Annotated in this window: 10 protein-coding genes and 1 rRNA gene; 2 read left to right on the top strand and 9 right to left on the bottom strand. The window is 51.3% G+C overall.

Going from position 1 to position 14,258, the window contains the following annotated elements:
• The 9 genes from DNH61_RS03550 to DNH61_RS03510 all read right to left on the bottom strand — a co-directional run.
• Positions 1-400 (bottom strand): 16S ribosomal RNA (locus DNH61_RS03550); the annotation flags it as partial.
• A gap of 489 nt (positions 401-889) precedes the next feature.
• Complete coding sequence (locus DNH61_RS03545) at positions 890-2,653, bottom strand: cellulase family glycosylhydrolase (RefSeq protein WP_111145290.1); 1,764 nt, start codon at positions 2,651-2,653, stop codon at positions 890-892.
• Positions 2,654-2,922: 269 nt separating this feature from the next.
• Entirely contained in the window at positions 2,923-3,774 is an 852-nt protein-coding gene (locus tag DNH61_RS03540) for a lipoate--protein ligase family protein (protein ID WP_111145289.1), read from the bottom strand.
• A gap of 78 nt (positions 3,775-3,852) precedes the next feature.
• Complete coding sequence (locus DNH61_RS03535; RefSeq protein WP_111145288.1) at positions 3,853-5,529, bottom strand: extracellular solute-binding protein; 1,677 nt, start codon at positions 5,527-5,529, stop codon at positions 3,853-3,855.
• Positions 5,530-5,622: 93 nt separating this feature from the next.
• Positions 5,623-7,302, bottom strand: a complete 1,680-nt coding sequence (locus DNH61_RS03530; protein ID WP_111145287.1) for a response regulator — start codon at positions 7,300-7,302, stop codon at positions 5,623-5,625.
• Complete coding sequence (locus DNH61_RS03525) at positions 7,302-9,053, bottom strand: sensor histidine kinase (protein ID WP_245947890.1); 1,752 nt, start codon at positions 9,051-9,053, stop codon at positions 7,302-7,304. Before DNH61_RS03525 ends, DNH61_RS03530 begins: the two co-directional genes overlap by 1 nt.
• 69 nt (positions 9,054-9,122) lie before the next feature.
• Positions 9,123-10,010, bottom strand: coding sequence for a carbohydrate ABC transporter permease (locus DNH61_RS03520; protein ID WP_111145286.1), 888 nt, complete (start codon positions 10,008-10,010; stop codon positions 9,123-9,125).
• Between the two features lie 15 nt (positions 10,011-10,025).
• On the bottom strand, positions 10,026-10,931 hold the full coding sequence (locus tag DNH61_RS03515; protein WP_111145285.1) for an ABC transporter permease: 906 nt from the start codon (positions 10,929-10,931) through the stop codon (positions 10,026-10,028).
• Between the two features lie 166 nt (positions 10,932-11,097).
• Positions 11,098-12,084 carry a zinc-binding dehydrogenase gene (locus tag DNH61_RS03510; RefSeq protein WP_111145284.1) on the bottom strand — a complete coding sequence of 329 codons (987 nt, stop codon included), beginning with the start codon at positions 12,082-12,084 and terminating at the stop codon, positions 11,098-11,100.
• A gap of 87 nt (positions 12,085-12,171) precedes the next feature.
• On the opposite strand from DNH61_RS03510, the gene DNH61_RS03505 reads away from it, so the two are divergent.
• Together DNH61_RS03505 and DNH61_RS03500 are read left to right on the top strand one after the other, a co-directional pair.
• Positions 12,172-12,702, top strand: coding sequence for a hypothetical protein (locus DNH61_RS03505; protein ID WP_111145283.1), 531 nt, complete (start codon positions 12,172-12,174; stop codon positions 12,700-12,702).
• Between the two features lie 159 nt (positions 12,703-12,861).
• Positions 12,862-14,031 carry a GGDEF domain-containing protein gene (locus tag DNH61_RS03500; protein ID WP_111145282.1) on the top strand — a complete coding sequence of 390 codons (1,170 nt, stop codon included), beginning with the start codon at positions 12,862-12,864 and terminating at the stop codon, positions 14,029-14,031.
• Positions 14,032-14,258 lie beyond the last annotated feature (227 nt).

Genomic DNA, 14,258 nt, shown 5'->3' with positions numbered 1-14,258 from the left:
GTCAGACTTTCGTCCATTGCGGAAGATTCCCTACTGCTGCCTCCCGTAGGAGTCTGGGCCGTGTCTCAGTCCCAGTGTGGCCGATCACCCTCTCAGGTCGGCTACGCATCGTCGCCTTGGTAGGCCTTTACCCCACCAACTAGCTAATGCGCCGCAGGCCCATCTGTAAGTGACAGATTGCTCCGTCTTTCCCAATCCCCCCATGCGAGGAAATCGCGTATCCGGTATTAGCATCCGTTTCCGGATGTTATCCCAGTCTTACAGGCAGGTTGCCTACGTGTTACTCACCCGTCCGCCGCTAACCTCAGCAGAAGTAAACTTCCGCCTTGATCCGCTCGACTTGCATGTATTAGGCACGCCGCCAGCGTTCGTCCTGAGCCAGGATCAAACTCTCCATTAAAGTGACTTTCGATTTCAGCTGAAAGCTGATGTCGAATGTGCACAGATGAAAAAGTTATCATGATTGCTCAATATAACGTTGACTTATCGTTCGTTGTTCAGTTTTCAAGGAACAATCTCAATAGCTTGTCCACCGCGTTGTTCGTGGCTGGAGTAACAATATAACACGGGGCTGGCTGTAGAAGCAAAACTTAATGTTTTCCATTCCGCTTTCCGCGCTCCAAGCTGCAAGCCAGCTTATTCAGCTGCTCACCAGTTCGGTGGCGGATCTATAGAATACATCTTTATGAAGCAGCGGACAAGTCTTAATTTGTTCCTGTCCTTCCATGAGACAGACATTAGCATGCTGCGAGTGTCAGATCGCTGGTGTGCACGGCAGTGCGTGCAGGAAAACGGCCGGTCAGGATTAGCTCCCGGCCGGCCGCTGCCATATACTTAGAGTTCATGATGTAACTTTAATAGAAGAACAATATATTTTTCATACTATTGCTTAAGGCTGCTTACCCCAGACAACTTTCCCATTATGATGAAGCGTGGCACGGCTCCAATCTACATAAGAGGTTTGACCGCCGTCGAAGGAATAATCGTTCGCTTCGTCAATATTGCTCCAGTCTTGATTATGAATCCGGATTTGCAGCTCTCCAGAATCAGCTTTCGCAGCAACTTTACCTGCGTCTGCCTTGAAGCCAATTTCAATATAAGCATTGGCACCGGTTTTGGCTGTACTCATCTTAACGGATGAGAACGTTACATTGCTGCAGCCGACTGTTGCATAATCGCAGAAGATCTGCTGGCTCTTGTCATCGCTTGTATAGTAATACCTGATCTTATATTCGCTCAAATTAATCGCCTGGGTTCCCTTGTTCACAACCTTGAGCAGCGGTCTCATCTGGTTGTCGGTCGTATTGGTATCGCCAGCCTTATATTGAACCACTACGCCGGATGCTCCGGTGGAGCCTGCTTTTGGCGTGGCGCTCACTTTGGCCGAGTCAGGGCCTTGTCCCAGGCTGTTCACAGCACTAATCATATAATAATAGGTCTTATTATTGGTTAACCCGGTGTTCGTGAAGGAAGTCCCGGTAACGCGGGAAGCGACTCTTTCATACGGACCATTGTATGCTTCAGACCGTTTGACAATGTAGTTGGCTGCTCCGTTTACGGCATTCCAGCTTAACGCTACAGAGCCGCTGCCTGCAGTCGCTGTCAGACCTGTGGGCTTGGCTGGCAGTGATGGCTCCTTCACTCCGCCCCCTGTGCTGCCGCTGCGAATCTGTTCGCGGACGAATTTGCCCGAAGCTGTCAGCTGTGATTCCGTCCACCCGCCCGTCGTGCTCGCACCCGGCATCAGGGCTGCTGATGACTCGGACTTATCCGTCAGCGACCAGTTAGCCCAGCTTATCTTCTTACTGGCCATGAAGTCTGTCCATTCCTTGGCTTGTGACAGATAAGGACCGCCATTGCCTGAGGCATCGCTTGTCCCCCACTCGGATACGAACACGGCCACGCCGCTGTTCATCGCATTCGTAATCCGGTCTCTCAGCCACTGCCCGTGTGTTCCGGCATAGAAGTGGACGGCATACATGATATTGCCCGTTTTAAGCGGGTTTGCAGCCGCATCGTGCACATCCTGGCTCCAGGTTCCTGTGCCAACAATAATAATATTGTCAGGGTCAATAGCACGGATCGCTGATGTGATTTCCTCGGCATACGGCTTAATATGCGAATTCCAGTTCACATTGCCGTTCGGCTCGTTGGCGATTTCGTAGATAACATTCGGGTGCTTGCCATACAGCCTTGCCATCTCCTGGAAGAACGCCTTGGATTGTGATTTATACGTATTAGGATCTCCGTCGTACAAGATATGCCAGTCGATAATTACATATATTCCGAGGTCAATGGCAGCCTCTACCGCTTCCTTCACCTTGGCCTTCATCGACTCGGGGTTGGAGATATATCCATTCTCCGAGGTATACATTGCCGCACGAAATACGGTAGTCCCCCAGTCATCTCTCAGCCAGCGGATGCTGTCCTTATTGACATAGTGGCCGAACCACTGCAGACCATGGGAGCTCATGCCCTTCAATTGAATGGGGTTTCCTGACTGGTCCGTCAGCTGGCTGCCCACGATCTTCAACTGTCCGTACTGGTCAACGATACGGCCTGCTTCCGCTGCCACGGCCGGCGAAGATACCGCTGGCAGCACTAAAACGAATGCCAAGGCCAACACTAATCCTGCTTTCAACAATTTACGCATGAAATACCTCCTAGAGTGAATCAAGATATAAGACAAGCTGTTACGTCAGATTCACCTCCTGCGAACCTATTTATCACTTTTTGTCCAATTTTTGATAATCTTAGCTGCATACTAGATTTAATCATAGGCCTTTAGGGATTACAATAGTTCCCAGGCGCTTATTTTCCAGTCCTATCCAGTCTGACATCAGATTCTTTCGGCCTAATTGCATATATATGAGAAATAAAAAGGCATTACCCATTAAGCTTGAGTAACGCCCTTATCATTCACTATTCGCCTTCTGCTGCATAGCGCTCCCGGAGGCTCATTACCAGTGCCTGCAATTCGCTCTCTGGAGCAGCTGGCGGAGCAGACACCGTACCACCCAGCGAGATTAACCTTTGCTTCAGACCGTGTACGAAGGCATCAACCGTCATGTCTGAATCGGCTGCGAGCTCGCTGAGGCTTGCTGTCTTGGCTCGCTCGATCTTAGGATAGTCCAGCTCGGAGCTGCCGCCGCTGGCAGTTTCATAAAACCTCTGTGCAATTCCCGCGAGCCTTTCCCCGCTGCCTTCAACATTAATGAATGCCTGTACAGCACTTGCACGCAGCTGGCGTCTCTGGGCGATGCCGCAGAATTTACGGCCGCGTATAGCAACGTCATACTCGCCGGGACAGTATGCGCCGATAATCTCACCAGCTTCTGCCGGCAAGCCCCAGACCAAGAGCGTATCCTTGAGCAGCTGGACCATCCGCTGGAAATCTGCCAAATGCTCCATCCTGCCTTCCGGATTCGGAAGCAGCAGCGACACGTTAACAACGCCCTCATCGAGCGGTACGAAAGCGCCACCGGATATGCGCACTGCAACAGACCAGCCCTGGTCTTTCAGCTCCCGCATTGCGGCTCCGGCCAGCGGCAGACGGAAGTCCCGCTGGCCGAGCACAGTACCTTGTCTATGCCGCCATATGTGTACGCCCGGATTTATACTGCCCTTGCCAATTTCCCGGCACAGCCACTCCTCATAAGCAAACGGGACTATAACATCCCCCTCCATCGGTTCGGATGTTTGATCCCAAATCTCAAATGCATATTCACCTGTTAAAGGGGCGACACTCTCCATCAAGCGGTTATCTTTGACCATTGAATCAGCATTCCTTCCCTGCAGCCCGAACTAAAAAGAAGCAACCCTGTATGAGAGGGCTGCTTCCATTTTATAATATTATGAATTCGCCTGCACCACTTCATTGACCTCGGCTGTGATCTGCTCTCCGCCAAGCTTCTTCCAATTCGCCACGAATTGATCGAACGCATCGACCGGAAGCTCGCCATAGATAATCTTCAGGAATGTCTCCAAACGAAGCTTTTCCAGCGTCGCTGATTTGCTGCTCATGGTTTTGGTAGGCGCGTATATAAATTCATTCATCACAATTAGATCGTTATCGCGATAATGCTTGATGACCGCCTGCGAGCTGTCAGGTCCGAAGATGCGCTCCATATGCCATTTATCAAGATTGCCGCTGCGGTAGTCCTTAATATCCTCATAGAACAGCTTGGCTTCAAGGCCCAGCTTGGATGTGTCCTCTGTCTCCAGTGCTTCAACCACTTCCTCCATTGCCTTCACGTTCTTGTTCGCCGGCAGATTGAATACCGCCGCGTTCTGGAATCCAAGACCGGTCATACCATTCAGATACTTGGCACGCTCAGCTTCGGCAGATTCGCCGAACATCTTCTCTGCCTGGAAGTTAAGCAGCTTGATCAGGGCTTCCGGATGCTCATAGCCTTTGCGGACTGCGAAGACTCCGCCCAGTACGAGGTGATTCTGGGTTTTGGCTGGCTCGCTGTCGATGGACTGCACCGGATACGGTAACCAGTTCACGTTCGGATCCTTCTTGACCATCTGCATAACCTGGAATGGTGCCCACTGCGGCGCGAACCACATGCCCGCCTTGCCTGCGTTCAGCTCCTCCATCGCCTTGTTAAAATCCTTGACGCCAAACTCAGGGTCAATAACTCCCTCTTTGTACAGACGCTGCAGCTCCGCAAGACCCTGCTTCACCTCAGGCTGAATCGTGCCGTTCACGATTTGACCATTCTCATCCTTGATCCAGGTTTCCAGATAGCCATGATAGCCGAGCAGGAAGCTGTTAATAGGAAGGTCCTTGTTCATGGAGATGCCATACGTATCCTGCTTGCCGTTGCCATCCGGATCGTCAAAGGTAAAGGCTTCGGCAATAGCGATAACGTCCTGAAGCGATTTGGGCTCCTCAAGTCCCAGCTTATCCAGCCAATCCTTGCGGATCCATATCATATCGGATGAATCAAGCGACCCGGGATAATCCACCATCGCATAGATTTTACCGTCCTTCGTAACCGGTTTCAGAGCAGCGCCGTCTTCCGCACTGTAAAATTCCTTCACCAGATCGGACGCATATTTCTCGTACACATCTGTCAGATCCTCCAGCATGCCAGCCTGATGAAGCTGCTCGAACTGCACCGGAGTTACCTTCAGGATATCGGGCAGATCGCCGCTGGCAAGAGTAACGTTCATCTTGTCATTGTAGTTGGCGCCAGGCACGATCCAGTCGTATTTCATCTTGATGCCGAGCTCTTCCTCGTATCCCCGTGTCCAGACATTGTTGGTGTACGTATCGCCTTCAGCGAGCGTTTCCTTCCCCGTCTCAGACATCGTTGTACGGACTGTGATGGCCGGCTCATATTTGCCAAGCGGCTCAGCAGCAGCTTCATTCACGCTAGAAGCCGTATTGCCGGATGATGTGTCTGCAGCTGTACTGCCATTACCATTTTGATTACCGGTGTTCGAAGAGCAGGCAGCAAGCGAAGCAGACAAAATGACGGTCAGCAGTAATGCAGGAAGACGCTTTCTCTTATTTACCATGCGAATAACCCTCCTTTAATAATTACACTTCAATTGTAAAGGGCAGCGAACTAGCCTATCGAGTGGAACACGTTTACATCGGGTATCTTCTCTTTACATCTTGGTCTCCGCTGCACCCTTGCGCTGATCACGGTACTCCTGAGGCGTACAGCCAACAGCCTTCTTGAAGAACCGGAAGAAGTAATGCTGGTCGCTGAATCCAAGCTGACCGGAGATATCCTGCATGCGCAGTGTTGTACCGAGCAGCAGCTCCTTGCTCTTCTCTACTCTACGCTCCAGAATATAGTCGGAAATGCCCCTGCCTGTAACCTTCTTGTACCAGCGCGATAAGTACGAGGGGTTAAGCGAAACCTCCTGCGCAATTCTGGTAAGCGACAAGTCGCCATCAAGATGCTGCTTGATATAGTGGTGGATGTTCATCAGAATATGAGATTCATCCAGCCGGCAGCTGTCCCTGCGCCTTAAGACAATCCACTGGCAGGTTTCCCGGTAGAAGGCGATGATGTCGGACCAGCGGGTATGAATGTTAAAATGCAGCATGGGCGCCAGATCGTGTTCTCTGCCAGCCTCTTCAGACAAGCCTGCTTCCTGGACTGTGCGCAGGCTCACATCCGCTATGCCATGCAGCAGTCTGAGCCGCAGGAACGGATCATCCGGTCCGCCTTCGCCTGTAATCTCGACCCACTGGCGGAAGGAGCACATCCAATCATCGGAGCCTTCCAGCAGCCGCTGCTTCATATGCTCCAGCAGAAGCTCGGCTGCGGCGAGCTTGTCCTGGCGCAAGCTTAGTCCCGCTGTCTCCCCCGTAATATCCAGGCGCATCAGCTTCTCCATTCCATGACCCGGACTATCAAATACCGCTAGTCCCAGCCGGTTAACCGACTGCTGCAGGCCGCCCCACTGCACAGCTTGATTCGCGGCTATGATAGAGACGGAGAGCCGCAGACAATCCCGGCAGGACTGCTGAATCGATTCCAGTGTGCCCATAACAAAACGGATCGTCCGCTCCCAGCCCTGCTCCAGCCCGTGCTGCTGCAGCTGTCCGGCATGCGGCTGTATGTAACAGACCAGAGAGCGGCTGTCCAGTTCTGCGACTTTGACTGCTGCTTTATCGCCGAGCAGCTCCTCCGCAATGTTGGCTGCCGCATAGCACAGCAGCCGCTGATCGGATTGCGATTCATAGCTGCCCCATTCCTCTATGCGAAGCAGCATAGGCAGGACGGCAAGCTCAGCGCGAAACGGAAGCCGGATGGCATCAAATTCCTCCTGGAGGTTCATCCACGCCTTGGCTCCCCTGCGCTTCAGCAGATCTAGCAGCAGCTGCCTCTGAAGCTGCGGAAGGGCTTTCGGCATTTTCTCCTGAAACCACTCGGCCTGGTACCGGAAATCATTTTCCCTGGCAATCTGCTTAAGTGTTTGCTCTACTGTCTCACGAATCTTCTCCATTCCTTCCGTCTTGAGGAGATAGTCAGCGACACAAGGGTTTCGGATAGCCTGATGGGCATATTCAAATTCATTATGACCGGTCAGCAGAATGACCTTGCAGCGCGGCCAGCGGTCTACAATTTCCTGAATCAGCTGCATACCGTCCATCCCGGGCATACAGATATCACTTAATACAATATCAACCTTTACTGTATCCAGCCATTCCAGTGCCTGTTTGGCAGAGTATACCTTCAATATTTCCATATCCTCTATATCTGCCTTGGCAAAAAAGGTATAGAGGCCATCTGCGATAAGCGGCTCATCATCGACAATCAGCATACGTCTCATTAGTCATTCTCCTCTCCGGTCGGAATTGTCACCATGACACATAGTCCGCCAAGCGGGCTTCGTTCAACCTGCAGGCCGGAGCCCGGCCCGAATTTGAATCTCAGCCTCTGATGGACATTCATCATCCCTGTAATTTCCCCGCGTTCACCATCCGTCGATGCCAGCTGTGCCCGCAGCAGCTTAAGCTGCTCTTCTGTCAGGTCTTCTCCATTATCCTCAATCCGGATAACAAGCCGCTGCTCATCACGTATGAATGTTAGCATCAGCAAACCGCCGCCGGCTTTTTGCCCAAGTCCGTGTTCGAATACATTCTCGATCATGGGCTGCAGCAGCACACGCGGAACGCGAATCGACCGGCAATCCTCCGGAATTCCCCCGATCTCTGAACGCATTCGTGTCCCGAAGCGAATCTCCTGTATAGCCAGATAGACAAGCGCGTGGTCCAGCTCCTCGCCAAGCGAGGCCTCCTGGGCGGCATCCCGGGTCATATAGCGGAAATATTGACCGAGATAATCGCTGAACTCCTTGATCAGCTCAACGTTCTCAAGCTCTGCCATCTGCTTGATGCTGAACAGGCTGTTGTATAGAAAGTGAGGGGTGATCTGCGACTGCAGATGCTTAAGCTCTGCTTCCCCTGTCCGTATGCGCTGAACGTAATTTTCCTCAATCAGCGTATGAAGGTGCTTCATCATTTCATTAAACCGGTCATACAGATAGCCGAATTCATCCTTTCGGGTATCCGTAATTTGAACGGCTGTATCTCCCTGCTCCGCACGCCTGAACCCCCTTACCAGTCTGGCGAGCGGCCGGTGAATCATCCGGTAGGTCCACAGCGAGAAAAGGATGACGACCACCAGTGACAGTACCAGCAGCAGAATCAGCCACTGTGAATAAATCTGGATCGGCTTCAGGACAACATCGTTAGGGATGCTTGCTGTCAGCCGAAAGTGATTGTCATGGTCATAGATCGAATAATAGTAATAATCGCTGCTCCGCAAGCGCTCCACGCTTCCCTCTGGTGTCCTTCCTTCCTGGATCTGTTCAAAATCCTTCAGCGTCTCCCCGCTTTCGGACGTAGAGATCATATAATCGCTGCGGCTGCCGAATGCGAGCACAATATCGCTTTCGCCCGAGACTGCAAACTCCTGCAGCCTTACTCTTAATTCTTCGGAAGACAGCCTTATTCCAAGCAGAAAGTTAGGCGGTGTGACCCGGTCCAGATTGAACGGGTTGCTGCGAAGCAGATACAGCTCGCCATTATAACGGGACAGCGCCCCCTGCAGGTTTCCCATGCTGCCAAGCAGGCCCTGCCATTCTTTCGCTGGAACATTCGAAACACCGCCAGTTGCGCTAACCTTCTTGCCGATTCCTGGCACATAATAGACCACGTCACTGATATACGGGCTTGTCTCTTTCATCTGCCGCAGCTTGATGTGAATCTGGTTCAAGGTGTAAGCCTTTTCATATGCAGTCATGATAGGTGTGCGGGTGCTGAAGGAGGACAACGTTTCGTCATACGAGTACTCCGTCACAAGTGACGTGATCCGGTTCAGCTCAAATTCCAGGTGGCTGTAATAAAAGTGCAGCTTCGATTCATTGGCCCGCTTGATTTCGGTCTTCATCTGATTCGAGCTGCTGCTCGTTATAATGAAGCCGGCGGCACACAATGGGAATACGACCAGCACAAAAGCAGCCATCAGCTTGGTGACGATGGATCTCGGCATCCATATCTGTTGAATACGTTCCAGCATACGCAGGTATCTCCTCTCTGGCAGCAAGAAAAGAGCCGCTCCCGGCTCCTTCAAGTAGTACTATCCAGTTTAACCCTTAACGCTTCCTACGACCAGCCCATGAACAAAATACCGCTGCAGGAACGGATATACCGCCAGTATGGGCAGGACAGACAAGAAGATTTGTGACGCCTGGGTTGTGCGGTTCGATACCTGTGTGAGCAGTTCTGCCTGTTCCAGCGAGACTGTGGCGGTCTGCAGCGACATCTGCTGAAGCATGGACTGCAGGTACGTTGCCAGCGGATATTCATCCGGGCTCTTCATATAGATCATGCCGTCAAACCACGCATTCCAATGGCCAACGACTGTGAACAGCGTAACGGTTGCGATACTCGGCAGCGATACGGGCAGATACACACTCCACAGCGTACGCAGATGCCCAGCGCCATCCATCCAGGCTGCTTCTTCAAGCTCCCGCGGCAGGCCGCGGAAGAAGTTCAGCATGAGCAGCACGTTGAATACCGGTACCGCTCCTGGCAGGATAAGCGCCCAGATCGAGTCCAGAATCCCGGTTTCCTTCACGACCAGATATCCGGGGATCAGACCGCCGCTGAACAGCATCGTGAAGACGAAGAACCAGGCATACACCGTCCGGGAGCGGAATGTGGACGCCTCCTTGGAGAGCGGGTATGCCACCAGTATCGTAAGGATCAGATTAACCGACAGGCCAAGTACAACCCGCAGCATACTTGTTCCGAAGGAACCGAGGAACTGGTTGTTCTCCAGGATGTAGCTATAGGATGACAAGGTGAAATCCACGGGCCAGAAGGTTACGCTGCCTGAGCTGACCGCGCTGCTGGAGCTGAACGATATCGCAAGCAGGTTAACGATTGGAAACAGACAGAGCAGCGCCAGTATGGTCAGTACAACATAGTTAATGGTAAGGAAGACGCGGTATGAAGCCGAGATGTGATGCAAGCGAGCCACCCCCTATTAGAAAATCCGGTAATTCGCAACCCGGTATGCTAGAAAATATCCGACGCCGATCAGAATCAGCGATACGATTGATTTAATGAGACCAAGTGCGGTTGACACCGAGTACTGAGCATCCTGCAGGCCGATCCGGTAAATCATCGTATCCAGAATATCGCCCGATTCATAGACGAGCGGGTTATACAGGTTAAACACTTGGTCGAAACCGCCGTTCAGCACGTTGCCGAGACTCAGTGTCAGCATCAGAATCATGATGGGACGTATACCCGGAAGCGTAATATGCCAGGTCTGCTTCCACCTTGATGCCCCGTCGATTACTGCTGCCTCATACAGCGAACGGTCGATGCTCGTAAGTGCGGCAAGATAGATGATCGTTCCGAATCCAAATTCCTTCCATTGATCTGTGATGACAAGTATATACGGAAACCAGTCGTTGCTCGCCAGGAATTGAATCGGCTGAACGCCAATCCATTTCAGGAACAGGTTCACGATCCCTCCGCCCGGCGACAGCACATCGACAATAATGCCGCCAAGTATAACCCAGGAGAAGAAATGCGGCATGTAGATAATGGTCTGGACCGTACGTTTGAACAGGATTGTGCGAACTTCGTTCAGCAGCAGTGCGACGATAACAGGTACCGTCAAGCCAGCGGTTATTTTCATAACGGATATGAAGACGGTGTTCCACACGACCTGATAGAAGCCGGGAAGCTCAAACAGATAGCGGAAATTATCAAGTCCGTTCCACGTCATATTCCTGAACCCCGCAATCGGGGAAAAGTCCTGGAATGCAATGATCAGCCCCGCCATTGGTATATAACTGTAGATGAGCACAATAATGATGCCGGGAATGATCATAAGGTGAAGCGGGATGTTGCGGTAGAACTGTCTAAAGGTCCCCTTCATGGCTGACTCCTCCTCTTTCTTCGATTATATAGGGGCCCCTCTAGCCGCTGACAGTGGAGCTTCTTTACTTCCGGTATCTTTTATTTACTTCCCTTATGTACAAGAAAACCCGCCTCCGCCTACACGGCAGAAACGGGTTAGGGAATGAGTGTATACGCTTAACAGATCATAGCACGACAACGATCTTGCCGCGCACATGGCGCTGCGAAAGGCGTGTCAGTGCAGCGGGAACCTCATCGAGCTTGATCATCTCGCTGATCATCGGATCTATTTGCTTCTCAAGCATGAGCGACATAAATTCATCAGCCATCCGCGCCAAGTCTTCCTGCGCATGAATGTCTCCAGAGGTATGAGCTCCACCAAGCATCAGCTTGTGCAGGGTGATCGATTTCCAGCTTGGCTGAAAATCCGCAACGACCTCGGGCGAACCCGCAATACAAGTGAGCTGCCCGCCAAAGGCCAGTGCAGACAAATCTGCCTGCGCAGTCGCACGATTGACCGTGTTCAGAATGCAGTCGACACCTCGGCCGTTAGTCAGCTCCATGATTCGTTCATGGACATTATCCGAATTGTAGTCGATCACAACGTCAGCACCCAGATTAGTCACATAATCAAAATTATGGCGAGAAGCGCTTGTCATGATCTGTCCGGCGCCTAACGTGCGGGCCAGCTGTATCGCATAGCCGCCGACACCGCCTGCACCTGCATGAATGAAGATACTCTGTCCAGCCTCGAACCTCATTTTGCGTACGAGTGCTTGATAAGCTGTTAGTCCGGCACACGGGAAAGCAGCTGCCGCTTCATAAGTTAAGCCTTCCGGTATAGCAGCCGCAGTATGTGCCGTCGTAACGGCATATTCCGCGAAGGCTCCCGATATCGCGACATCGCCGTGGAAGACGACACGCTCACCAGCCTTCCAGCGGGTAACGCCTTCACCGACGGCATCGACAATGCCGGCGGCGTCAATACCTGGTATAACCGGATAAGTCCAACTTGGGTGGCCGCCTGCGGCAACCTTATAGTCGACCGGATTAAGCGATGCGGCCTTGACGCGAACGCGAATGCGGCCTGGTCCAGGCTCTGGGATGATGACATCTGTCAGACGCATCGTTTCCGGTGTTCCCGGTTTTTCAAGAATGACTGCTTTCATCATGATAATTTCCTCCCTCTGCTAGCTATTCGCATAAATTCGGTGCCAGGACGGATACTACAAAAAACTGCATCGGAGGGTTTGTCTGCCGTGAAGCAAATTGTGCTTTGGTCTCTCCTTATTGTGCCCTGGGCTTCCCTGCTGTTGTTAAAGCCAGATACTATTCGCAGATATATGCCTGTAGCCTTGCTTATGACGATTATCCATACCCTAACATACCAAGCAGCTTATTATTATAATTGGTGGAATGAGTCCAAGTCCAGTCTATTCGGGTGGGACCGAATCATGCCCGTTCCGTGGGTATACGGAGCGTATCTCATTGTGGTCATCTGGGTGTTCCGCTTCACCTACGGGCAGTTCTGGCTCTATTTGACAGTTAATCTTGTGATGGACGGCTTGTTTATGTACCTTGCGTATCCTCTCCTGGGGAGATTAGGATTTGTATCCGCCGAGTCATCTTTGCCTACAATAGCCATTTATGCGATGATGATCGGCTTTTCGTTGATTATTTATCTGTACCATATGTGGCAGAACGATATATTTAAGGCTCCTGAAGAGACTTCTAAAGAGCGTCAAAGGACGAACTGGCCTAAGCTACATCTTAGGAGGAAAGCGCGCTAAACTCGCCAATATCCAATGCAGCCGTGTACCATTTCGACTAGAGCCCCACTAGGGGCTTTTTCTGCATGAGAGCTTCCCTTCCAGTAAGTCTCTAGAGGTATTTGTCGTTTAATGTCGAATTAGATAACTTACAAAACTCTGTTCTCTGAGGTGAAGATCTTGCTTCCTGCGCTCTTTCAGCAAATCTCGTTGAACTTCATGACCATGTTTATACTGTTCCAATTGTACTTTCATTATAAAGAGCGCATTACATCCAAGCTCCTCAGACAGATTATCATTGGCACTGGCTTCGGCATTATTCAATATATCTGCCTGAGGTTTCCGTTGACGCTTCCAGACAGCTCAATGCCCATCTTCATTGGCAGCAACATCTTTATCCTGGCGGCTGTCTATGGCGGTCCAGTCGGTATGTTCATTGCGCTAGTGATCGGGCAAATCATTATGAAGCCTGGACGTCCGTCCCAAGTACCGGCTGCTAACGATCCTAACATGATTATGCCTTCAGGCGGGCCAGTAGAGATCAGCAGTTTCCAGCCTATTGGCGGTATGCTAGCAAACCCCGATCTGTTCATCATTTTGTTCGGAATTGTGGCTGTGCTGGCTTATCGGTTTCTACCACTGAAGAACTGGCAGGTATGGCTGTGCCTCAATATTTTGTTCCAGATTAAGCTGTACTGGATGCTAGGAGATACACTAACTACGAGCCTGATTCGTTGTTCAGTTGAAATTATTAGCGGCGCCCTAATCTATTATTATGTAGACTACATGCACAGGGCATATCAGTCCAAGAAGCAGCTCGAACAGCTGGCTACGAAGGACAGTTTAACGGGCGTGTACAACGCCGGTTATTATGCAATGGCCTCGGAGCGGCTCTTCGCAGAAGCGAAGCGCGGCAAGAGTAATTTGGCCCTTCTCATCATGGACATCGACCATTTCAAGCACATCAATGATACCTACGGGCATCCGGTTGGAGACCAAGTGTTGAAGGAGATGGCCGGACTTCTGAAGCACGCTTTCCCAGGCCGTCACGAAATCGTCTGCCGCAACGGAGGAGAGGAATTTTCCGTTCTTATTCCTCATCGGGATGCCACAGAGGTAACGAGAACTGCTGAACATTTTCAGGAAAACGTCCGCAGTCATGTATTTGCAGCAGATCGCGAGGACCTCTCCCTTCGTCTAACGGTTTCCGTAGGCATCTGCTTCTACTCCGAAGACTGCACAAGACATCAGGACATGTATGAACGGGCAGATCGCGCACTCTACCAAGCCAAGCATAATGGAAGAGACCAAATTTGCTATGCGGATAGCCATCTTGCCATTTCCTCATAAGAAGCTTCAAGAGACACTTCTATCTAAATCTGCCAATCGATTCAAGATAAAAGAGAGCCTGGAACCGCCTGCAGGGGTGGTCTCGGGCTCTTGTCTGATCAAGCTGCTATTCTTTACTTGCGATTTCCTTCACTGCCTTCACTTCATACATATTAACGGTAACGGAAAGTTTAACCATTTGCGCTTGATATGACCGGTATTCAGCATGGGGATTCTGTTACCCCTGT

It is taken from the genome of Paenibacillus sambharensis, from assembly GCF_003233845.1.
Classification (GTDB): Bacteria; Bacillota; Bacilli; order Paenibacillales; family Paenibacillaceae; genus Paenibacillus_I; species Paenibacillus_I sambharensis.
The sequence above is the reverse complement of the archived record's forward strand: the minus strand, read 5'-3'. Positions and strand labels throughout refer to the sequence as shown.

What these genes read in the sequence shown, in the direction of transcription:
- DNH61_RS03545 (WP_111145290.1), bottom strand. Translation starts at nt 2,653, where the DNA reads ATGCGTAAATTGTTGAAAGCAGGATTAGTGTTGGCCTTGGCATTCGTT.
- DNH61_RS03510 (WP_111145284.1), bottom strand. Translation starts at nt 12,084, where the DNA reads ATGATGAAAGCAGTCATTCTTGAAAAACCGGGAACACCGGAAACGATG.
- DNH61_RS03515 (WP_111145285.1), bottom strand. Translation starts at nt 10,931, where the DNA reads ATGAAGGGGACCTTTAGACAGTTCTACCGCAACATCCCGCTTCACCTT.
- DNH61_RS03540 (WP_111145289.1), bottom strand. Translation starts at nt 3,774, where the DNA reads ATGGTCAAAGATAACCGCTTGATGGAGAGTGTCGCCCCTTTAACAGGT.
- DNH61_RS03535 (WP_111145288.1), bottom strand. Translation starts at nt 5,529, where the DNA reads ATGGTAAATAAGAGAAAGCGTCTTCCTGCATTACTGCTGACCGTCATT.
- DNH61_RS03530 (WP_111145287.1), bottom strand. Translation starts at nt 7,302, where the DNA reads ATGAGACGTATGCTGATTGTCGATGATGAGCCGCTTATCGCAGATGGC.
- DNH61_RS03525 (WP_245947890.1), bottom strand. Translation starts at nt 9,053, where the DNA reads ATGCTGGAACGTATTCAACAGATATGGATGCCGAGATCCATCGTCACC.